Below are 20,499 nucleotides of genomic sequence, written 5' to 3' on the forward strand. Positions count from 1 at the left end.
ATTGATCCATTTATCTAGGAGGAAAACAAATGAGCAAAATTATCGGTATTGACTTAGGAACAACAAACTCAGTAGTAGCAGTGTATGAAGGTGGAGAAGCAAAAGTTATCCCGAATCCGGAAGGTAACCGTACAACGCCATCTGTTGTAGCATTCAAAAATGGCGAACGCCAAGTTGGTGAAGTCGCTAAACGTCAATCAATCACAAATCCTAATACTATTATGTCAGTTAAAAGACATATGGGTACTGATTATAAAGTTAACGCTGAAGATAAAGATTATACTCCTCAAGAAGTTTCTGCAATGATCCTTCAATACATGAAAGGATATGCTGAAGAGTATCTTGGAGAAAAAGTTACGAAAGCAGTCATTACAGTTCCTGCATACTTCAACGACGCACAACGTCAAGCTACAAAAGATGCTGGTACAATTGCTGGTCTTGAAGTCGAAAGAATTATTAACGAGCCAACAGCAGCTGCTTTAGCTTACGGTTTGGATAAGACTGATGAAGATGAAACGATTCTTGTTTATGACCTGGGTGGCGGAACGTTTGACGTTTCAATCTTGGAATTAGGAGATGGCGTCTTCCAAGTTCGTGCAACTGCAGGAGACAACAAGCTCGGTGGAGATGACTTTGATAATCTGGTCATTGACTATTTAGTTCAAGAGTTCCGTAAAGAAAATGGAATTGACTTGTCAAAAGATAAAATGGCAATGCAACGTTTGAAAGATGCAGCAGAAAAAGCGAAAAAAGACCTTTCTGGTGTAACATCAACTCAAATTTCTTTACCATTCATTACAGCAGGCGAAGCAGGTCCATTACACTTGGAAATTTCATTAAGCCGTGCAAAATTCGATGAGTTGACTGCTAGTTTAGTTGAGCGTTCAATGGTACCTACACGCCAGGCGATGAAAGATGCGGGCTTGTCTGCGTCTGAAATCGATAAAGTCATCTTAGTTGGTGGTTCAACTCGTATTCCTGCTGTTCAGGAAGCAATCAAAAAAGAAACTGGTAAAGAGCCGTTCAAAGGCGTAAATCCAGACGAAGTTGTAGCAATGGGTGCAGCAGTTCAAGGTTCGATTCTTCGTGGAGATGTGAAAGATGTCGTGTTATTAGATGTTACTCCACTATCATTAGGTATCGAGACTATGGGCAGCGTATTTACGAAATTGATTGAGCGTAATACGACAATCCCTACTAGTAAGTCACAAGTGTTCTCGACTGCTGCTGACAACCAGCCGGCTGTAGACATCCACGTACTTCAAGGTGAGCGTCCGATGGCGACTGACAATAAAACGCTTGGTCGTTTCCAATTGACGGATATTCCACCGGCTCCACGTGGAATTCCACAGATAGAAGTAACATTCGATATCGATAAAAACGGTATTGTTACAGTTAAAGCTAAAGATCTAGGAACACAAAAAGAACAAAATATTGTTATCCAATCCAGCTCAGGCCTTTCAGATGATGAGATCGAGCGTATGGTGAAAGATGCAGAAGCTAATGCGGATGCGGATAAGCAACGAAAAGAAGAAGCTGACTTGAAAAATGACGCAGACCAACTAGTGTTCATGGCTGAAAAGACAGTAAAAGATCTAGAAGGCAAAGTCTCTGAAGATGAAGTGAAAAAAGTTGAAGAAGCTAAAGAAGAGTTGAAAACTGCTATTGAAGCAGGCAACTTTGAAGATATGCGTACAAAAAAGGATGCTTTGGAAGAAATCGTGCAACAAATGACGATGAAATTGTATGAACAAGCTGCAGCTGAAGCTCAAGCGCAAGAAGGAAATCCTGAAGCTGGAGATCAACCGAAAGATGACGGTGTTGTCGACGCGGATTTTGAAGAAGTAGATGATGACAAGAAAAACTAATTAAACGATCGATTGACGGAAAAGTCAAAGTCCGATATTCCGGCTTTGACTTTTTCTTGTGTAAATGGCTGTCTGCAGATGATTGTTGCAAATCCTTTTTGTCTCTTCATTCCTAGCGTGTTACAATGAGTCGAAGCTTCAATCCTAACTGGGTTTTAAGAAAGACAAAACTAACTAGGCAGTGGGTTCCCAGTCTTTATCTAATGCACAATTAGAAATGGGGACCGACTGCCCATTCATATGAATAAGTAATAGCGAATGATTCAGGGAGAGTGGAATAATGAGTAAACGTGATTATTACGAAGTGCTTGGTATACCGAAAACTTCAAGTAAAGAGGAAATCAGAAAAGCATACCGTAAGTTGTCTAAACAGTTTCACCCCGATTTGAACAAAGAAGCGGGTGCTGAAGATAAATTCAAAGAAATTACAGAAGCATTTGAAGTCCTGAACGACGACAGCAAACGGGCGCAGTACGACCAATATGGTCACTCAAACCCTAACCAAGGATTCGGCGGTTTTGGTGGAGGGGGGTCAGCTGACGGATTTGGTTTTGAAGATATTTTCAGTACGTTCTTCGGAGGTGGAAATACAAGACGTCGTGACCCGAACGCACCGAGAAAAGGTGACGATCTTCAATATACGATGACAATTGACTTTATGGATGCAGTCTTCGGGAAGGAAACTGAAATCGAAGTTCCCCGTGAAGAGAAATGTGACACGTGTGATGGAACTGGAGCAAAAAAAGGGACACCAGTCAATACTTGTTCAAACTGTGGCGGATCGGGACAGATTTCAGTTACGCAAAATACACCTCTCGGTCAGATGGTCAATCGTCGCACTTGTCCACAATGTCAGGGTACAGGTAAGGTCATCCCTGAAAAATGTACGACGTGCCATGGTGCTGGACGGGTAACGAAGCGCAAGAAAATCAAAGTAACTATTCCTGCAGGTGTGGACAATGGGCAGCAACTGCGTGTAACGGGTCAAGGGGAAGCAGGCGTAAACGGCGGACCATCTGGTGACTTATACATCGTATTCAGAGTGAAGGATCACGAACGCTTTATCCGTGAAGAAGATGATATTTACCTCGAAGTGCCAATGACATTCCCGCAATTGGCTTTAGGTGATGAACTGGAAGTTCCAACAGTGCATGGTAATGTTAAATTGAAAATTCCTGCCGGCACTCAGACCGGGACGAACTTCCGTCTGCGCGGTAAAGGGATTAAAAACGTACATGGTCATGGGACGGGTGATCAGCATGTTATAGTGAAAGTGATTACACCGAAGAAAATGACTGAAAAACAGAAAGAACTGCTCCGTGAGTTCGCTTCGATTGAAGGCAACTCGCCTGATGAGTATTCAAGCTCACTTTTTGATAAGATTAAGCGTACAATCAAAGGCGACTGAAAGGGATGAGTTCTGTTGAAATGGTCTGAAATCTCAATCCATACCACACATGAGGCGACTGAAGCGGTTGCCAATATTTTGCATGAAGCAGGTGCAAGTGGAGTTATCATAGAAGATTCACATGAGCCAGATCGTATTCATGAAGATCGCTTTGGAGAAATCTATGAACTGAAAAAAGAAGATTTTCCTGAAGAAGGAGTCATTGTAAAAGCGTATTTACCAGTCAATAGCTTTCTCATTGAAACTGTGAAGGAAATTAGTGAATCGGTCGAAAATCTCATAAAATACGGACTAGATGTTGGGATTAATCTAGTCAGCACGAGCGAAGTGGATGAAGAGGATTGGGCTACATCATGGAAAAAATATTACCATCCAGTCAAAATTTCCGAGAGATTCACGATCGTGCCTACATGGGAAGATTATGAACTTGTCGATTCTGATGAACTTATTATTGAGTTGGATCCTGGAATGGCTTTTGGAACAGGAACACATCCGACGACCGTACTCTGTCTTCAAGCTCTCGAGAAGTATGTGAAAAAAGGTGACTCAGTTATCGACGTTGGTACTGGGTCCGGTGTATTGTCAATTGGTGCTGCCCTTCTTGGTGCATCTCGTGTGCACGCTTTAGACCTTGATGAAGTTGCGGTAACTGCTGCGAAAGAGAATATTGAGCTGAATAACGTGCAGGAAATTGTAGAAGTTACACACGGTAATCTACTGGACTCTGTTAAAGAGCCAGCATCTGTTATTGTCGCAAATATTCTTGCCGAAGTGATTATGACTTTTTCCCAAGATGCGTACGCGATTCTTCCTAACGACGGACTGTTCATCGTTTCTGGTATCATCGCCCAAAAACGTGATGTAGTTAAAGATGATCTAATTTCAAAAGGATTTGACATTGTCGAGTCTGTCTTAATGGAAGATTGGGTTGCTATTATCGCTGCTAAAAGGGGCGTGTAACCGTGCAACGTTATTTCCTAGCCGGTCCATTTGATGAAAACAATCAAGCTGTAATATGTGGTGAAGACGGAAAGCATATCGTCAAAGTGATGCGAATGACCGTTGGAGACCGACTCATTAGCGTTGTTGACGGGGAAGCACATGTTGCAGAAATTTTAACTATATTATCTGATGGAGTGGAAATCAGCAAGGTGGAAGGACCTCTTCCTGCCAATGAAATGCCTGTCAACGTTTCAATTGCATGCGGTCTACCAAAAGGAGATAAGCTGGACCTCATCGTTCAAAAAGGAACTGAACTCGGCATGTCTTCTATCATTCCATTTGAAGCTGAGAGATCTATCGTCAAATGGGATGAAAAAAAAGGTGGAAAAAAAGTGGAGCGTCTTCGGAAGATTGCAAAGGAAGCGGCGGAGCAATGTCATCGATCCGTCATTCCGGAAGTTGAAAATCCGTTGTCATTCAAGCAACTGATAGAAGCATCTTCAACGTACGATGTCCGACTGTTTGCTGATGAAGAAGATGCGAAAAGTGAAGTGCCGCATAAGATTGCAGATAGGTTGAAAAACGTGTATGATAAACAGTCAGTAATAGTCGTTTTTGGGCCGGAAGGCGGATTATCAAGAAAAGAAGCGGATATGCTTATGTCCGCAAACTTTCTGCCCGTCTCTTTGGGACCTCGTATCCTAAGGACGGAAACGGCTCCTTTATATGTCTTGTCCGCAATGTCTTATCAATTTGAATGAAAGAGGTGAGCAGCTAGTGTCTTCTGTCGCATTTCATACATTAGGCTGCAAAGTGAACCATTACGAAACGGAAGCGATTTGGCAATTATTCAAAGATGCCGGTTATAAGCGTTCCGAATTCGAAAAAAATGCTGACGTGTACGTTATTAATACTTGTACTGTCACTAATACTGGAGATAAGAAAAGCCGCCAGGTCATTAGACGTGCGGTACGACGTAATCCAGACGCAGTCATTTGTGTCACGGGCTGTTATGCTCAGACGTCACCTGCAGAAATTATGGCAATTCCTGGTGTCGACATTGTTGTTGGTACACAGGACCGTACAAAACTGCTGGGATTGATAGACGAGTATAAAGTTGAACGTCAACCCATCAATGCTGTACGGAACATTATGAAAAACCGTGTTTATGAAGAATTGGATGTACCTGCATTTACCGACCGAACGAGAGCATCGCTCAAAATTCAGGAAGGATGCAATAACTTCTGTACGTTCTGTATCATTCCGTGGGCTCGTGGACTTATGCGTTCAAGAGATCCTGAAGAAGTTATTAGACAGGCGCAACAGCTTGTGGATGCAGGATATTTGGAAATTGTCCTTACCGGTATACATACAGGTGGTTACGGTGAAGACTTAAAAGATTATAATCTTGCGCGATTGCTAAGAGACCTTGAAACGAAAGTGACAGGTCTGAAAAGATTGCGTATTAGTTCGATTGAAGCGAGCCAACTGACTGATGAAGTTATCGAAGTGCTCAAAGAGTCGAAGACAATTGTGCGTCATCTCCATATTCCTATCCAATCGGGTTCGAATACTGTCTTGAAACGGATGCGACGAAAATATACAATGGAATTTTTCGCGGAGCGTCTTGATCGTTTACGTGAAGCTCTACCCCATCTCGCTATTACTTCTGATGTAATTGTTGGATTCCCTGGCGAAACGGAAGAAGAATTCATGGAGACATATAGTTTCATCCGTGACCAACGCTTTTCCGAATTGCATGTTTTCCCGTATTCCAAACGTACAGGCACTCCTGCAGCGCGTATGGAAGACCAAGTGGATGAAGAAGTGAAAAATGAACGAGTTCATCGACTGATAGCTTTGAACGACCAACTTGCGAAGCAGTACGCATCAGAGTTTGAGAATGAAGTTCTTGAAGTCATTCCTGAAGAGAAGTATAAGCTGGATCCTAATAGTGGTCTTTACGAAGGATATACAGACAACTATTTGAAAGTTGTATTTGCTGCTGACGAGTCAATGGTAGGTCAAATTGTCAGAGTGAAAATTACTAAATCAGGATATCCATACAACGAAGGGCACTTTGTCCGCGTCATGGAATCTGTCGAAACATTAGTATAATGAAGTTCAAAACAGTCCATTCAAAACGAGTGGACTGTTTTAATGCGTTGATACTTTTAATTTGCTATGATGAAAGAGGTACATACATCTCGAGGAGGGTTTTACATTGGAGAAAAATTATGCTTCCTATATTGATCATACAGCTTTAAAAGCGGATACGACAAAAGAGCAAATCTTGTCATTGTGTGAAGAGGCGAAAACATACTCATTTGCATCGGTTTGTGTTAATCCGGCTTGGGTGAAAACATCGAGTGAATGTTTGGATGGGTCGCAGGTTAAAGTTTGCACAGTTATCGGTTTTCCATTAGGTGCTTCAACAACAGCAGTGAAAAAATTTGAAACATCTGATGCGATCAACAACGGCGCTACTGAAATCGATATGGTTATTAACATTGGTGCTCTCAAAAGTGGTGATGATGCGACTGTTAAAGAGGATATCGTAGCAGTCGTCGAAGCGGCAAAGGGATCTGCAATTGTAAAAGTAATTATTGAAACATCGCTGTTGACAGATATTGAGAAAAGAAAAGCATGTGAACTAGCTGTTTCTGCCGGTGCCGATTTTGTTAAGACGTCAACAGGCTTTTCAACAGGCGGTGCGACAGTTGAGGATATAAAGTTGATGCGTGCAGTTGTAGGACCTGAAATGGGAGTGAAAGCTTCTGGAGGCGTACGTAGTTTTAGTGACATGGAAATGATGATTGAAGCAGGAGCTACACGAATTGGAGCAAGTTCTGGCGTTCAAATTATGCAAGGTTTACAAAGCGATTCTGATTATTGATAGGTTCAAAGTGGAATCGTAACGGAATTCCAATTTTCAATCTGCTATTTTGAAAGTTTTTTATTGACCACAAACAAATAATAGGATATAATTTTTTAGTACAAGGAGTAAATCCTTGTTCGAAGTGTGCTCGGAGGGAGGGACAAGAGATATGACTAAAACTGTCGTTCGCAAAAATGAATCGCTTGAAGACGCTCTTCGCCGCTTCAAACGTACTGTATCGAAAAGCGGTACAATACAAGAGGTAAGAAAGCGTGAATTCTACGAAAAGCCAAGTGTTAAACGTAAAAAGAAGTCTGAGGCTGCTCGTAAGCGTAAATTCTAATAACTGTCCATATGAGTTGATAAACTAAGCATGACAATGTATCAAACCGGAAAATCCTAATGGGTTTTTCGGTTTTTTTACTATTCTTTTTAAAAAAAGTGAAACCTTTGGCTTTCCATTACGTATAAAAGGTATAATTACATATGAAGAAAGAGGTGAACATACTGATGCATAAAATGATTGGGAAGTTGCTTCTGTTCATTTTGGTATTTTCGGTCATAGCGGTTCCTTTTTCGAATGCAGAAGCCGCTGAGGATAAAGTTTACCATGTTAAACTCGATGAGGCAGTCGAGAGAGGTCTCCATGCTTATTTGAAACGTGCATTCAAAGAAGCGGAAGAGGCAAATGCCAAAGCGATTATTCTCGAAATCGACACGCTTGGTGGCTTTACAGACGCTGCCGGTCAAATTGGTAAACTGATGGATGAAACAGAACCCGAGATTATTGCATACATCAATTACCGTGCAATTTCTGCCGGTGCATTCATAGCGCTTCATGCAGATGAAATATATATGTCGCCAAACGGTAAAATCGGTGCAGCGCAAGCGATTGTAGGTTCAGGGAATGCAGCTGATGAGAAAGCGGACAGTTTTTGGAAAGCGGAAATGATCAGTGCCGCAAACTCTTCAAAACGTAATCCCGAATTTGCGCTTGCAATGGCAGATGACACTGTAGATAAATCTGAATATCGAGCAGGGATAGGCAAGTTGTTAACGTTGACTGCACAAGAAGCTGCAGATGAAAAAGTCGGGTACAGTGAGGGAACGGTAGCATCCTTCGATGAATTGTTACAATTGCTCGGTTTCGAAAAAGCTGAAATTGTAAAGACGGATTTGACGTTTACTGAATCGCTTGCTCGTTATATTACACACCCCGTTGTCGTGCCGATATTACTGTCAATAGCTGGCCTTGGCCTAATACTTGAATTATATTCACCTGGTTTTGGCGTGCCGGGGACAATGGCTATTTCATCGTTGTTATTGTTCTTTTTTGGACACCTTATTGCAGGACTCGCCGGATATGAGACGATGATTGTCTTTTTAATCGGCATAACGCTCGTCATATTGGAGTTTTTCTTAGCTGGGGGGATAGCCGGGGCTTTAGGAGCGATCGCTATCGTTGCAAGTATTATTATGGCAGGCGCTAATCCTGCGTACATGGCATATTCTGTCCTGATCGCAATAGCTGTTGCTGCCAGTGGGATGGTGATCATTATGAAATTTTTCGGTAGAAAACTTCATTTGCTTAATAAAATGGTTCTGATGGATGCAACAGATACGGAAAGTGGTTATGTATCTAACGTTAACCGGATAGACATTTTAGGTAAAAGAGGACTTACAATAACACCGCTCAGACCATCGGGCACAATTGACTTGAATGGAGAGCGGGTCGATGTCGTTTCGCAAGGAAGTTACATCGACAAGGGTAAACATGTTATCATAGTAAAGGTTGAAGGTTCTCGTATCGTTGTTCGGGAATCTTACGAAAAGGGGGAAAATGAATAATGTTAGAAGCTTTAGGAGTGGGCGGAATTATGATTCCAATCGTCATCATCATTTTGGCGATCATCGTATTATCAGTGTTTTTCACACTTGTTCCAGTTACTTTGTGGATTTCCGCATTGGCTGCAGGTGTACGTGTAAGTATTTTCACTTTAATCGGTATGCGTTTACGTCGTGTAATTCCGAGTAGAGTCGTAAATCCGTTAATCAAGGCTCATAAAGCCGGTTTGAATGTAACGATCAATCAGTTGGAAAGCCATTACTTGGCAGGTGGTAACGTTGACCGCGTTGTTAACGCGTTAATTGCAGCACACCGTGCAAACATCGAGTTGACATTCGAACGTGCAGCTGCGATTGATCTTGCAGGACGTGACGTTTTGGAAGCCGTACAAATGTCCGTTAATCCGAAAGTAATTGAAACACCATTTATCGCAGGTGTAGCAATGAACGGTATCGAAGTGAAGGCGAAAGCTAGAATTACTGTTCGTGCAAACATCGACCGACTTGTCGGCGGTGCAGGTGAAGAGACTGTCGTAGCACGTGTTGGTGAAGGTATAGTATCTACAATAGGTTCTTCCATCGACCATGCGAAAGTTTTGGAAAATCCGGATCTGATCTCACAGACTGTATTAGCGAAAGGTCTTGACTCCGGGACTGCATTTGAAATTCTATCTATCGATATTGCAGACGTTGATATCGGTAAGAATATTGGTGCTGAACTTCAGACTGAACAAGCGATGGCGGATAAGAATATTGCACAGGCAAAAGCTGAAGAACGTCGTGCAATGGCTGTTGCGAATGAACAGGAAATGAAAGCGAAAGTACAGGAGATGCGTGCAAAAGTTGTTGGAGCCGAAGCAGAAGTTCCATTAGCTATGGCGGAAGCTCTGCGCTCGGGCAATATCGGTATCATGGACTACATGAACTACAAGAACATTCAAGCGGATACAGGAATGCGTGATTCCATCAGTAAAATCGGCGGGGATCAGCAAAAACCTGACTCTTCTAAAGAGTAATGTTTGACTATGTAGTTCCCGGAAAGGGGATACAAAGATGGAATCGCTAATTATATTTGCCGTCATCGGTATCATCAGTATGCTCTTTAAAGGTAAAAAACCTGAGGAAGCTCAAAAACAACAAAGACCAGGGCAGCCTTCTGCACAACCGGTGAAGCCTGATCCGATGAGAAAACTGAAAGAAATGTCTCAAGAGATGTATAAAGAGATACAACGTGAGTTTCAGACGGAAATCGAAGAGCCACCTAGCAGACAGGTTCCGCAAGCCCCTCAGCCGCGGCATGAAGCAGCTAGACCTGCTGTGACGCGTGCTGAAACCCGGATGCCTGCTAAGCCGAGGGAGAAGGCTCCTGCAGCTGGACGTCCTTCGGTGGAAAGGTCATCGACAAGGGAAAGCACACATCGCGGCAGACTCTCCGCGCATGGCGCGAAGCATGTGTGGGCAGAACCTGTCGAACATCACGAAATGGTTCCGAAAAATGAACGTGATCTTATAAAAGGAATCATCTTCTCTGAAATATTAGGACCACCTAAGTCAAAACAATAATCATCGACCCCCTATCCAAATCATAAGATTGGATAGGGGGTTTTTATGTTGAAGAAATTATTTAAAATGAACTCATCCATTGCAATTGAAGAATTTGTTACTATTCGGATTACGGGGCCCTACTCATTATTAAAGCTCGGTCCGAACTATGCTGCGTTCAGAAGTGGTGACCACATTATTGAGGCTGTAGGAGAAGAGCTGATTGTAGAAACGTTGTCTGAAGAAATTGCGGTCCTGTCATTCGACTTTATCACTTCAGTTTCTGTAAAAGAAATACGTGATGGGCAGGAAGATTATGATCTATAAGAGATTTGAAATTAGTATTAAAGGCAAGTCGCATCCGACACGTTTTATTAGTCATTTGGCCTCTTCAGGTGTAAAAACGATCTCCATTTCAGAACAAGATGGTGAAATTCGATTCTTTACTGACAAGAAAGGTGTCGAATTCATTAGGAAGAACAGGCGGAAATACAAAGTGAAAGTGTTAATTAGAAGAGCTGAAGAAAGATCGTTGGAGAGGAGGTTGTTCAGTTCATTCCGTTTTTTGATCGCTTGTATCATACCGCTCGTAGCGTCTTTGTTTCTATGGGATATTACAATTGAAGCAGATGCTCCTGAAGTAGTTGAACGAATTGAAAATAATCTTGAAAAAGCATCCATCAAAACGTATAAACTGCTTTCTGACATTCCTGATGAAGGGGACATCAGAAGGTCATTAATGCAAGATATTCCATCTTTATCATGGGTGAGGTTTGTACGATCAGGCAGTAAATTAACAATCATACCTATGCACTCGCCGAAGCTGAATGATTCAGTTGAAAAAGAGGAGACGGTCTCTGATTTGGTCGCAAGAACCGGTGGAGTTATTACAAGATTTCAGTTGAGTCGTGGTGAAAGGGTTGCCAGATTGCACGAAACAGTTAAGAAGGGTGATCTATTAGCAACCGGAATACTCGTACAAGGGAACAAAACAGCCGTTGTAGGAGCTGAGGGAATGGTTTATGCTGATTATTGGTCAGAATATTCCTTTGAAATTCCAAGAACAATCGATTATCACTTGCTGGGCGAAGAGCGAAGAACATTTAAGTGGCAAAACCCACTTATATGGAGTAAAACGTCTAACATGCCTACTTTCCGCTCATTTCTTCAAACTGAGAAACACCGTTCTGATACGGCAGTTAAATTCCAGTTGGAGGAAGGAATGGAAGAGACAGTAATATTGCCTTTAATAAAATATAAAATTATGTCAGAATCGCAATCAGATCTGGTTATTAAAGATGAAAATATTTTACACTTGACGTTTGATAATGATACAGTTGTAGGGACTATATTATTTTTGATGAATGAAAATATCGCAATAAAAAGACCGATATCCCAAGGAGACTGAAACTATTGAGCGAACAGACGATTCAACTTCATATTGAAGAGCCGAATGATGCAGTTATGCTTCTTGGAATTTCCGATCAAAACATGAAATTGATTGAGGAATCCTTGAATATTACCATTATTACTCGGGGTGACACAATTTCCATTGCAGGTGAAGAAAAAGATATCACTTCCGGTAAATTCTTATTAGAACAGCTATTGAAAGTTATACGTAAAGGGATAAATATAAACTTGCGTGATATATCCACAGCTGTTGAAATGGTGAAAAATGAGACTATCGAATATTTCTCTGAATTATATGATGAGGAAATTGCAAGAACTGCCAAAGGGAAAGCAATCCGTGCAAAAACGATCGGTCAACGAGAGTATGTCCATGCGATTAGACAGAATGATCTTGTCTACTGTATTGGACCTGCTGGAACAGGAAAGACATATCTTGCTGTCGTACTTGCCATTCAAGCGATGAAAACGGGAGCTGTAAAACGGATTATTTTGACCCGCCCTGCTGTTGAAGCGGGCGAAAGTCTCGGTTTTCTACCTGGAGATTTAAAAGAGAAGGTCGACCCTTATTTACGCCCGCTGTATGACGCTCTACACGATGTTTTAGGAGCTGAACATACAGAACGGCTAATGGAGCGGGGGACTATAGAAATTGCGCCACTGGCCTATATGAGAGGTCGTACACTTGACGATGCATTTGTCATATTGGATGAAGCGCAAAATACGACAAAAGCGCAAATGAAGATGTTTTTGACCCGACTAGGCTTCGGTTCGAAAATGGTCATTACAGGCGATAAAACCCAAATAGACTTACCACGTGGTATTGAATCAGGTCTCATTGCTTCTGAATCAATTCTGAAAAATGTAAAAGAAATTCACTTCCAATACTTGGAGCAGGGCGATGTTGTCCGTCACCCGATTGTAGCTAAAATTATTGAAGCATATGAAAACGAGCAGTCATCTTAAAATGGCTGCTTTTTCATCATTTGCACCGAAATTGGGAAGTTAAAGAGATAGGTGGGGTATAATTTGTGTTCAAACCCGTATTAAAACTATTTAAATCGTTAAAATTCAATTATTTTTCGTTGTTCATTCTATTGATTGCAGCATTCGGGCTTTTTGCACTCATGCACGGAAATGTTAAGCAAGAGACGTATGAATTACATGAATTTAAAATATCACCAAAAACAATACGTTCTTTAAAAACTGTTGAAGACACAGTGAAAACCGAACAGGAAAAGCGCCGCATTGAATCGGAAGTGCCACCATTTTATCAGTTTGATGAAAGTGTAGCAGGTAACAGACAGGCAGTCGCATCTTCTTTATTCGATTTCATCATTAAAGAAAAACAAGCGAATGTGCCTTCTTTAGAAGACATCGAGAAAGAGGAACCTGTGAAGACTCGGTCGGAACAAGTGAAAGATGTGAGGAAAGAACTGACTAAACTGGAAGAAGAAGAACCTAGTCTAAGATTAACGGATGAAGCAATTGCCAGTCTGTTGACTAACGAAGCATCTCGGCTTGATAAAATGAAACAAGAACTCGTCAAGATCATTGGCGAAGAACTTTCGAAGCCGATTCGCAGTGGCGATCTTTCACCTGTACGTTATGAAGTGGAGCGGAAACTTCGTTTATCCGAAGCAATCCCACCAGCTGAACTGCAGACTTTAATTACGCTCGGTAGGTCACTAGTGGTGGAAACGGAAACTATCAATAAATCACGTACTGAAAAGAGAATTGAAGAAGAGAAAAATGCGGTAGAGCCGACAAGAATTCTTCAAGGACAAGTGATTGTACGAGAAGGTCAGTTTATTGACGCTGAAATTTACCGACAATTGGAACTTACGGGCTTGTTGAAAAATCAATCTTCGAATAAACCGGTTATCGGTCTTATTGCGTATGTCTTCTTTGTAATGCTCATCATTTACTTGCATTTCATCACTTGGCAAGAAGACAGTTATACGAAAAAGAAGTCGTTATTAATCGTTTTAGCGATTTTTTTCATCCTCGTATCCATCATGAAACTTTTAAGTCTTATAGATAAGGAATTCGATGTTCAAGTTGCATTCCTATTCCCTACAGCGCTAGCACCGTTACTCGTCAAGCTTCTGACGAATGAACGAATGGCTTATATGACGACAATTGTTACTGCTGCAACAGCTGGCATCATGCTTCTTGAAGGATTTTCTGCAATCATGCAAATGGAGATTGCTCTATATATTCTATTTGGTGGGATCATTAGTATTTACCTTCTTGGAAGTAATGGTCGTAGATCAAATATATTACGGACGAGTCTAGCGGTCGCTGGATCGAATATCTTATTCATTATCTTTTATTTACAGATGACTCAGTCGACATACGAGTTGTCCGAATTATTGTTTTACTGCATAGCAGCAATTACGTCAGGGATATTGTCTGGTGCATTGACGATCGGACTCATGCCGTTCTTTGAAACTTTCTTCGGCTTATTGTCTGATATGAGATTGATTGAATTATCAAATCCGAACCACCCATTACTTAAAAAAGTACTGACCGAAACACCAGGTACCTATCATCATAGTGTAATGGTTGCCAATTTGGCGGATGCTGCTTGTGAATCTGTCGGCGCAAACGGATTGCTTGCTCGTGTAGGGAGCTATTATCATGATATCGGCAAAACAGTACGTCCAAATTTCTTCATCGAGAACCAACACGGCAGCGTTAATCCGCACGATGAATTGCCGCCAGAAAGAAGTCGTGATATCATTATTGCCCATGCTGTCGACGGAGCAGAACTTCTGGCTAAACATAAAATACCAAAAGAAATTGTAGATATTGCTAGACAACACCATGGTACAAGCTTCTTGAAATTCTTCTTTGTTAAAGCGAAAGAAATGGGACAGGATGTAATTGAAGACGATTTCCGATATCCAGGTCCTAAACCACAGACAAAGGAAATTGCGATCATTTCAATTGCCGATAGTGTTGAAGCGGCAGTGCGATCCATGAAAGAACCTACACCAGATAAGATTGCGAAGTTAGTCAAATCGATAATTGGCGGAAAACTGAACGATGGCCAGTTTGATGAGTGTGACCTATCGATGAAAGAATTGAAAAAAGTTGAAAGTGTCATTTGCGAAACGTTGAACGGCATTTTCCATAGCCGTATCGAATATCCGGATTAATAAGGAAAGAAGGAGAGAAAATGCTTGATCTTTATTTTGAAGATGTAACGGGAAGTGTATCCGAAGATATCGTGGACTTAGTGGCATCCGTTTTGAATCATGCTGCAAAAATGGAAAAATGCAATGCAAATACTGAAGTATCCGTGACATTTATGAATGATGAAGAAATAAAAATTGTTAACGCTGAATACCGAGGCAAAGATTCGGCCACAGACGTCATTTCATTCGCTCTTGAAGAGATGGGAGAAGGGGAAGTTGCGATAGTGCAACAACAAGGAATGCCTGTTGTATTAGGAGATATTGTCATATCCGTTGAAACTGCAAAACGGCAGGCCAGTGAATATGGTCATGATCTTCGTCGGGAAATCGGTTTTCTTGCACTGCACGGATTCCTTCATCTTTTAGGGTACGATCATATGACGAAGGCGGATGAAAAAACAATGTTCGGAAGACAAGACGCAATTCTGTCATCTCTAGGACTTGAAAGGTGAGAGAAAGTGCTTACTTTTTTTAAAGCTTTCCACTATGCGGCGAATGGAATCGTACATAGTATGCGTACCGAACGAAATGTGAAGTTCCATGCTGTCGCTTTAATCATCGTTTCGATAGCAGGATTATTCACTGGACTTTCGACGACTGAATGGCTTATTATTCTCATTCTATTCGGTGGGATGCTCGCTCTAGAAATGATGAATACGGCAATTGAGCGAGTTGTAGATCTTATTACAACAGAACACCATCCATTGGCTGGACAGGCAAAGGATGTGGGGTCAGGTGCAGTTTTAGTGTTCGCAATTATAAGTGCAATCATCGGATTAATCATATTCATTCCGAAATGGTTTTATTAAATTTAAGGTAGAGGTGTAATGATGGATCGAGAAAAATTAATGGCTGAAGCAAAGAAAGCCCGTGAAAAGGCTTACGTTCCCTATTCGAAATTTCCCGTAGGAGCTGCATTAGTTGCAGAAGGCGGCCAAATCTATTATGGATGTAATATTGAAAACTCTGCATATAGTATGACGAACTGCGCTGAACGAACGGCGTTTTTTAAAGCAGTTTCAGAAGGCGTAAAAAAATTCACTGCTCTTGCAGTTGTCGGCGATACGGAAGGGCCAATCTCACCTTGCGGAGCATGCAGACAAGTCATCGCTGAATTTTGTGATGGGGACATGCCTGTCTATTTAACGAACTTAAAAGGTGACGTTCAAGCGACGACAGTAGGACAACTGTTGCCTGGAGCTTTTTCCAAGGAGGATTTAGATTATGCAGAAAAACAATGACCATTTCAAATCAGGTTTTATATCGATAATTGGCCGTCCAAACGTTGGTAAATCAACATTTTTAAATCGCGTCGTTGGACAGAAAATAGCGATTATGAGCGATAAACCGCAGACAACGAGAAACAAAGTACAAGGTGTCGTTACGACAGATGAGTCACAATTAGTTTTCATAGATACTCCAGGAATTCATAAGCCGAAGCACAAACTCGGAGATTTTATGGTGAAATCTGCCCGTAATACATTAAAAGAAGTAGATGTCATCATGTTCATGGTGAATGCAAATGAGCCAATTGGTGGTGGCGACCGATTCGTAATCGACATGCTGGAACATACCGAGACGCCCGTCTTCCTTGTCATCAATAAAATAGATCTTGTTCATCCCGATGCTCTTTTAACAACAATTACTTCTTTCACGAAAGTATATGATTTTGCTGAAGTTGTTCCTTTGTCTGCGCTCAATGGTAATAATGTGGAGCGACTTATGGAGACATTAACAAAGTATATGCCTGAAGGGCCGAAATATTATCCTGACGATCAAGTGACAGATCATCCGGAACGTTTTATCATTTCTGAGTTCATTAGAGAAAAAGTGCTCCATCTGACGCGAGAAGAAATTCCTCACTCGGTCGCCGTTGTCATTGAGAAGATTGACAGGGACGAAGAACGTGGAATCATTGACGTCTCCGCGACCATTATTGTTGACCGCGATTCGCAAAAAGGAATTGTTATTGGTAAAAAAGGCGCTTTACTGAAAGAAATTGGAACAAAAGCCCGTCACGATATTGAGATGTTACTTGGCACTAAAGTATTCCTTGAGTTGTGGGTCAAAGTACAGAAGGACTGGCGTAATAAGCCAGGACAACTGCGTGAATTCGGATTCCGTGACGACGAATATTGATCAGTTACATTTACGATAGAGGTGATGTCCTTGTTAAATAAATGGGAAGGCATTATCCTAAAAAGCATTCCATACGGCGAATCTAATAAGATCGTTACTTTGTACACGCGTGAAGCAGGCAAGTTGACGGCGATGGCAAGAGGCGCAAAAAAACCTGCGAGTCGATTAGCTGCCGTCACGCAAAGTTTTACGCATGGATATTTTCTTTTACGCTCTGGACGAGGAATGGGAACGCTTGAGCAAGGTGAACCCATTGACTCCATGCGTCATATACGAGAGGATCTCGAGGCGACAGCGTATGCTAGCTTTATCGTCGAGCTGATCGACCGGTTGACGGATGATCAGGGTCAGAGCCAAAACGTTTTCCCTCTCCTTTATGATGCATTGCATGCCATAAATGAGCAATATGATCCTGAAGCGATTGCATTATTCGTTGAATGGAAAATGCTTCCTGTAGCGGGGGTGCATCCCGTTCTTCATCAATGCGCCAATTGTAGCGCAACGGATGGAGAGTTTGCGTTCTCTTTTCAGGAAATCGGATTTCTTTGTCACCGATGTTTTCAGATTGACCCTTATTTAGTAAGATTGACCCCGACTCAACTACGATTGATCCGAACATTCTTCACTGTACCGATTCAGGAAGTGGAATCACTTACGTTAAAGAAAACGACGAAGCAGTTCATGAAGAAAATCGTCAGAACTGTTTATGATGAGCAAGTGGGAATCCGTTTAAAGTCAAGACAATTTCTCGATCAATTGGAGCGTACGCCTGAATTGTTGCCACAAAAAGAAAAACCGGAGGAAGAAGGGGGATAACCCTTTTCCTACGGTTTTTTTATTTTTGTTCATTAAAATGCAAGGTGTTTTTCGATATACGAACGGACATCTGCAATCGGCATGCGAATCTGTTCCATTGAGTCGCGATGTCTCACTGTTACTTGACGGTCTTCTTCTGAATCGAAATCATACGTGATACAGAAAGGAGTACCGATTTCATCCTGACGACGGTAGCGGCGTCCGATGGATTGTGAATCATCATATTGAACAGGGAAGTGCTTACGCAGTTCTGCATACACTTCATCAGCGCCTTCAGCGAGTTTCTTAGATAATGGCAAGACAGCCGCTTTAATCGGTGCTAAAGCAGGATGGAATCGCATAACTGTACGTTTGTCGTCCCCTTCAAGTTCTTCTTCAACAATTGCATCACAAAGGAATGCTAATGTTACACGGTCTGCTCCGACTGAAGGCTCTATGCAATAAGGGACATACTTTTCATTTGTAATAGGATCTTGGTAAATAAAGTCTTCACCGGAATGTTCCATGTGACGCGTTAGATCGAAATCTGTACGGTTTGCAATACCCCAAAGTTCGCCCCAACCAAACGGGAATTTATACTCGATATCTACAGTCCCTTTTGAATAGTGGGATAGCTCATCAGCGTTATGTTCACGAAGTCTCATGTTGCCTGCAGTTAAGCCTAAGTCATGCAACCACTTTTCAGAGAAGTCTCTCCAGTACTCATACCATTTCATATCTTCGCCAGGCTTACAGAAGAATTCCAATTCCATCTGTTCGAATTCCCGCGTACGGAAAGTGAAGTTACCAGGTGTAATTTCGTTCCGGAAACTTTTACCGATTTGGGCAATACCGAAAGGCATCTTTTTACGCATAGACCGTTGAACGTTCTTGAAGTTCACAAAGATTCCTTGTGCTGTTTCAGGACGTAAGAAAATTTCATTAGCTGATGAATCAGTAACACCTTGTGATGTCTTAAACATCAAGTTAAATTGGCGAATACTTGTATATTCAAGTGCACCACAATTAGGGCAGACAATATTGTGCTCGTTAATCAGTTCTTCCATCTTTTCAAATGGCATTCCGTCTACAACGACTTCCATTCCTTTTTCGTCAAGCGCATCTTCAATCAGTTTATCGGCACGATGACGTGTTTTACATTTTTTACAGTCAATCATCGGATCATTAAAATTACCGATATGACCGGATGCTTCCCAAACTTTTGGATTCATAAGGATAGCCGCATCGAGTCCTTCGTTATAAGGGGACTCCTGAACAAATTTTTGCCACCATGCACGCTTAATATTATTTTTAAGCGCGATGCCTAGTGGACCGTAATCCCAAGTGTTCGCTAATCCGCCATAAATATCTGATCCCGGAAAAACAAACCCTCTCTGCTTCGATAAATTGACAATCTGTTCCATAGTTAACATGTAAATCCCTCCAATTAAAATAAGCACCCATCCCCGGACATAAAGTCCGGGGACGAGTGCGTAATGACCCGCGGTTCCACCCCGATTGGTTGTATAAACAACCCACTTGAAAGTAGTGGCTCAAGGTTGCCGTTTCATGCCGGTACGGGCTTTCACTATCCCCGTTCGCTAAAGTGGCATTACTCATTGACCCATCATCGCCTATTGAATTCAGTAATAGTGTAGCATGGTTCCAAACTATCTGCAATGATGGAGTAGATTGCCTGGCCAATAAACAGAAGAAGCCATGCCGATAGGAATTGTAGTAGCTAAATGCTATACTTATCGAGGATATATTATCGAACGTTTAGGGCGGTGATTCATATGGAATTGAATAAGCGCCAGACCGAGATCCTTGGAATTGTTAAGATGGATGGTCCAATCACGGGTGAGCAAATTGCAGAAAGACTGAGTCTGGCAAGAGCTACAATTAGACCTGATCTGGCGATTCTCACTATGGCGGGGTATTTGGATGCAAGACCACGTGTCGGCTATTTTTATTCGGGGAAAAAACCGGTCCAATCAATTGCTGACGGCATGATTGGGATGAAGGTCGGGGATTTTCAGTCCATTCCAGTAGTAGTACATGAAAACGTGACAGTTTATGATGCGATTTGCCAAATGTTTTTAGATGATGTTGGCACGTTGTTCGTTGTAGATAAATCATCAAAGTTGACTGGTGTTTTATCACGTAAGGATCTATTGCGCACAAGTTTAGGCAATACCGAACTGGATAAAATTCCAGTACACGTCATTATGACAAGAATGCCAAACATTACTTATTGCAAAAAGCAGGATTCCCTCATTCACGTTGCGAAAAAAATGATGGATAATCAAATTGACTCTCTTCCTGTAGTCATTAGCAAAAATGAAGGGATGGAAGTCGTCGGCCGCATTACAAAAACGAACATTACTGCTGCCTTCCTTTCACTTGCAGAAGAACATGATCTTTGAATGCTACATAATTAGTTCATAAATTCTTATTTGACGTTCATTGAAA

The 20,499-nt window shown here is 41.7% G+C and carries 21 protein-coding genes; 20 read left to right on the forward strand and 1 reads right to left on the reverse strand.

Features of this window, described 5'->3' with window-relative positions; all coding sequences use genetic code 11:
• Window positions 1-29: 29 nt before the first annotated feature.
• The 19 genes from dnaK to recO all read left to right on the forward strand — a co-directional run bounded on the left by dnaK (window position 30) and on the right by recO (window position 18,048).
• On the forward strand, window positions 30-1,868 hold the full coding sequence (dnaK, locus tag H9649_RS00830; protein ID WP_191692752.1) for a molecular chaperone DnaK: 1,839 nt from the start codon (window positions 30-32) through the stop codon (window positions 1,866-1,868).
• 280 nt (window positions 1,869-2,148) lie between these two features.
• The gene (gene dnaJ / locus H9649_RS00835) at window positions 2,149-3,276 is read left to right on the forward strand and encodes a molecular chaperone DnaJ (RefSeq protein WP_191692753.1); all 1,128 of its coding nucleotides are present in this window, start codon (window positions 2,149-2,151) and stop codon (window positions 3,274-3,276) included.
• 15 nt (window positions 3,277-3,291) lie between these two features.
• A complete protein-coding gene (gene prmA / locus H9649_RS00840; RefSeq protein ID WP_191692754.1) occupies window positions 3,292-4,236 on the forward strand; it encodes a 50S ribosomal protein L11 methyltransferase in 945 nt (314 codons plus the stop codon).
• 2 nt (window positions 4,237-4,238) lie between these two features.
• Window positions 4,239-4,979: a 16S rRNA (uracil(1498)-N(3))-methyltransferase gene (locus tag H9649_RS00845; RefSeq protein WP_191692755.1), complete on the forward strand. Its 741-nt coding sequence runs from the start codon at window positions 4,239-4,241 to the stop codon at window positions 4,977-4,979.
• 16 nt (window positions 4,980-4,995) lie between these two features.
• On the forward strand, window positions 4,996-6,336 hold the full coding sequence (gene mtaB, locus H9649_RS00850; RefSeq protein ID WP_191692756.1) for a tRNA (N(6)-L-threonylcarbamoyladenosine(37)-C(2))-methylthiotransferase MtaB: 1,341 nt from the start codon (window positions 4,996-4,998) through the stop codon (window positions 6,334-6,336).
• Window positions 6,337-6,442: 106 nt separating this feature from the next.
• Window positions 6,443-7,114 carry a deoxyribose-phosphate aldolase gene (deoC, locus tag H9649_RS00855; protein WP_191692757.1) on the forward strand — a complete coding sequence of 224 codons (672 nt, stop codon included), beginning with the start codon at window positions 6,443-6,445 and terminating at the stop codon, window positions 7,112-7,114.
• A 151-nt stretch (window positions 7,115-7,265) separates the two neighbouring features.
• On the forward strand, window positions 7,266-7,439 hold the full coding sequence (gene rpsU, locus H9649_RS00860; RefSeq protein WP_009496905.1) for a 30S ribosomal protein S21: 174 nt from the start codon (window positions 7,266-7,268) through the stop codon (window positions 7,437-7,439).
• A gap of 167 nt (window positions 7,440-7,606) precedes the next feature.
• On the forward strand, window positions 7,607-8,944 hold the full coding sequence (locus H9649_RS00865) for an NfeD family protein (protein ID WP_191692758.1): 1,338 nt from the start codon (window positions 7,607-7,609) through the stop codon (window positions 8,942-8,944).
• Between the two features lie 29 nt (window positions 8,945-8,973).
• The gene (gene floA, locus H9649_RS00870) at window positions 8,974-9,957 is read left to right on the forward strand and encodes a flotillin-like protein FloA (RefSeq protein ID WP_404828692.1); all 984 of its coding nucleotides are present in this window, start codon (window positions 8,974-8,976) and stop codon (window positions 9,955-9,957) included.
• A gap of 37 nt (window positions 9,958-9,994) precedes the next feature.
• A complete protein-coding gene (locus tag H9649_RS00875) occupies window positions 9,995-10,504 on the forward strand; it encodes a hypothetical protein (RefSeq protein WP_191692760.1) in 510 nt (169 codons plus the stop codon).
• A 45-nt stretch (window positions 10,505-10,549) separates the two neighbouring features.
• Complete coding sequence (locus tag H9649_RS00880) at window positions 10,550-10,810, forward strand: hypothetical protein (protein ID WP_191692761.1); 261 nt, start codon at window positions 10,550-10,552, stop codon at window positions 10,808-10,810.
• Window positions 10,800-11,891, forward strand: a complete 1,092-nt coding sequence (locus tag H9649_RS00885) for a sporulation protein YqfD (protein WP_191692762.1) — start codon at window positions 10,800-10,802, stop codon at window positions 11,889-11,891. The genes H9649_RS00880 and H9649_RS00885 overlap by 11 nt, the downstream gene beginning before the upstream one ends.
• A 5-nt stretch (window positions 11,892-11,896) precedes the next feature.
• Complete coding sequence (locus H9649_RS00890; protein ID WP_191692763.1) at window positions 11,897-12,856, forward strand: PhoH family protein; 960 nt, start codon at window positions 11,897-11,899, stop codon at window positions 12,854-12,856.
• A gap of 65 nt (window positions 12,857-12,921) precedes the next feature.
• A complete protein-coding gene (locus H9649_RS00895) occupies window positions 12,922-15,054 on the forward strand; it encodes an HD family phosphohydrolase (protein WP_318241631.1) in 2,133 nt (710 codons plus the stop codon).
• 20 nt (window positions 15,055-15,074) lie between these two features.
• Window positions 15,075-15,545 (forward strand): rRNA maturation RNase YbeY, encoded by a 471-nt coding sequence (ybeY, locus tag H9649_RS00900; protein WP_191692764.1) that lies wholly within the window; start codon window positions 15,075-15,077, stop codon window positions 15,543-15,545.
• A gap of 6 nt (window positions 15,546-15,551) precedes the next feature.
• Complete coding sequence (locus H9649_RS00905) at window positions 15,552-15,902, forward strand: diacylglycerol kinase family protein (protein WP_318241632.1); 351 nt, start codon at window positions 15,552-15,554, stop codon at window positions 15,900-15,902.
• Between the two features lie 21 nt (window positions 15,903-15,923).
• Entirely contained in the window at window positions 15,924-16,334 is a 411-nt protein-coding gene (locus H9649_RS00910; protein ID WP_191692765.1) for a cytidine deaminase, read from the forward strand.
• Window positions 16,318-17,232, forward strand: coding sequence for a GTPase Era (era, locus tag H9649_RS00915; protein WP_191692766.1), 915 nt, complete (start codon window positions 16,318-16,320; stop codon window positions 17,230-17,232). The genes H9649_RS00910 and era overlap by 17 nt, the downstream gene beginning before the upstream one ends.
• Window positions 17,233-17,262: 30 nt before the next feature.
• Window positions 17,263-18,048 (forward strand): DNA repair protein RecO, encoded by a 786-nt coding sequence (gene recO / locus H9649_RS00920; RefSeq protein WP_191692767.1) that lies wholly within the window; start codon window positions 17,263-17,265, stop codon window positions 18,046-18,048.
• 32 nt (window positions 18,049-18,080) lie between these two features.
• Here the strand turns inward: recO and H9649_RS00925 are convergent, their stop codons facing one another.
• Window positions 18,081-19,460, reverse strand: a complete 1,380-nt coding sequence (locus H9649_RS00925) for a glycine--tRNA ligase (RefSeq protein ID WP_191692768.1) — start codon at window positions 19,458-19,460, stop codon at window positions 18,081-18,083.
• A 363-nt stretch (window positions 19,461-19,823) separates the two neighbouring features.
• Between H9649_RS00925 and H9649_RS00930 the strand changes: the two genes are divergently transcribed.
• A complete protein-coding gene (locus H9649_RS00930) occupies window positions 19,824-20,453 on the forward strand; it encodes a helix-turn-helix transcriptional regulator (protein WP_225229596.1) in 630 nt (209 codons plus the stop codon).
• Window positions 20,454-20,499: the final 46 nt, after the last annotated feature.

The organism is Sporosarcina quadrami, from assembly GCF_014836615.1.
GTDB classification, from domain to species: Bacteria; Bacillota; Bacilli; order Bacillales_A; family Planococcaceae; genus Sporosarcina; species Sporosarcina quadrami.

Excerpts from the sequence above, each read along its gene's own strand:
- dnaK (WP_191692752.1), top strand. The coding sequence starts at position 30 with ATGAGCAAAATTATCGGTATTGACTTAGGAACAACAAACTCAGTAGTA.
- dnaJ (WP_191692753.1), top strand. The coding sequence starts at position 2,149 with ATGAGTAAACGTGATTATTACGAAGTGCTTGGTATACCGAAAACTTCA.
- rpsU (WP_009496905.1), top strand. The coding sequence starts at position 7,266 with ATGACTAAAACTGTCGTTCGCAAAAATGAATCGCTTGAAGACGCTCTT.
- H9649_RS00865 (WP_191692758.1), top strand. The coding sequence starts at position 7,607 with ATGCATAAAATGATTGGGAAGTTGCTTCTGTTCATTTTGGTATTTTCG.
- floA (WP_404828692.1), top strand. The coding sequence starts at position 8,974 with ATGATTCCAATCGTCATCATCATTTTGGCGATCATCGTATTATCAGTG.
- H9649_RS00875 (WP_191692760.1), top strand. The coding sequence starts at position 9,995 with ATGGAATCGCTAATTATATTTGCCGTCATCGGTATCATCAGTATGCTC.
- H9649_RS00880 (WP_191692761.1), top strand. The coding sequence starts at position 10,550 with ATGTTGAAGAAATTATTTAAAATGAACTCATCCATTGCAATTGAAGAA.
- H9649_RS00885 (WP_191692762.1), top strand. The coding sequence starts at position 10,800 with ATGATCTATAAGAGATTTGAAATTAGTATTAAAGGCAAGTCGCATCCG.
- ybeY (WP_191692764.1), top strand. The coding sequence starts at position 15,075 with ATGCTTGATCTTTATTTTGAAGATGTAACGGGAAGTGTATCCGAAGAT.
- H9649_RS00910 (WP_191692765.1), top strand. The coding sequence starts at position 15,924 with ATGGATCGAGAAAAATTAATGGCTGAAGCAAAGAAAGCCCGTGAAAAG.
- era (WP_191692766.1), top strand. The coding sequence starts at position 16,318 with ATGCAGAAAAACAATGACCATTTCAAATCAGGTTTTATATCGATAATT.
- H9649_RS00925 (WP_191692768.1), bottom strand. The coding sequence starts at position 19,460 with ATGTTAACTATGGAACAGATTGTCAATTTATCGAAGCAGAGAGGGTTT.
- H9649_RS00930 (WP_225229596.1), top strand. The coding sequence starts at position 19,824 with ATGGAATTGAATAAGCGCCAGACCGAGATCCTTGGAATTGTTAAGATG.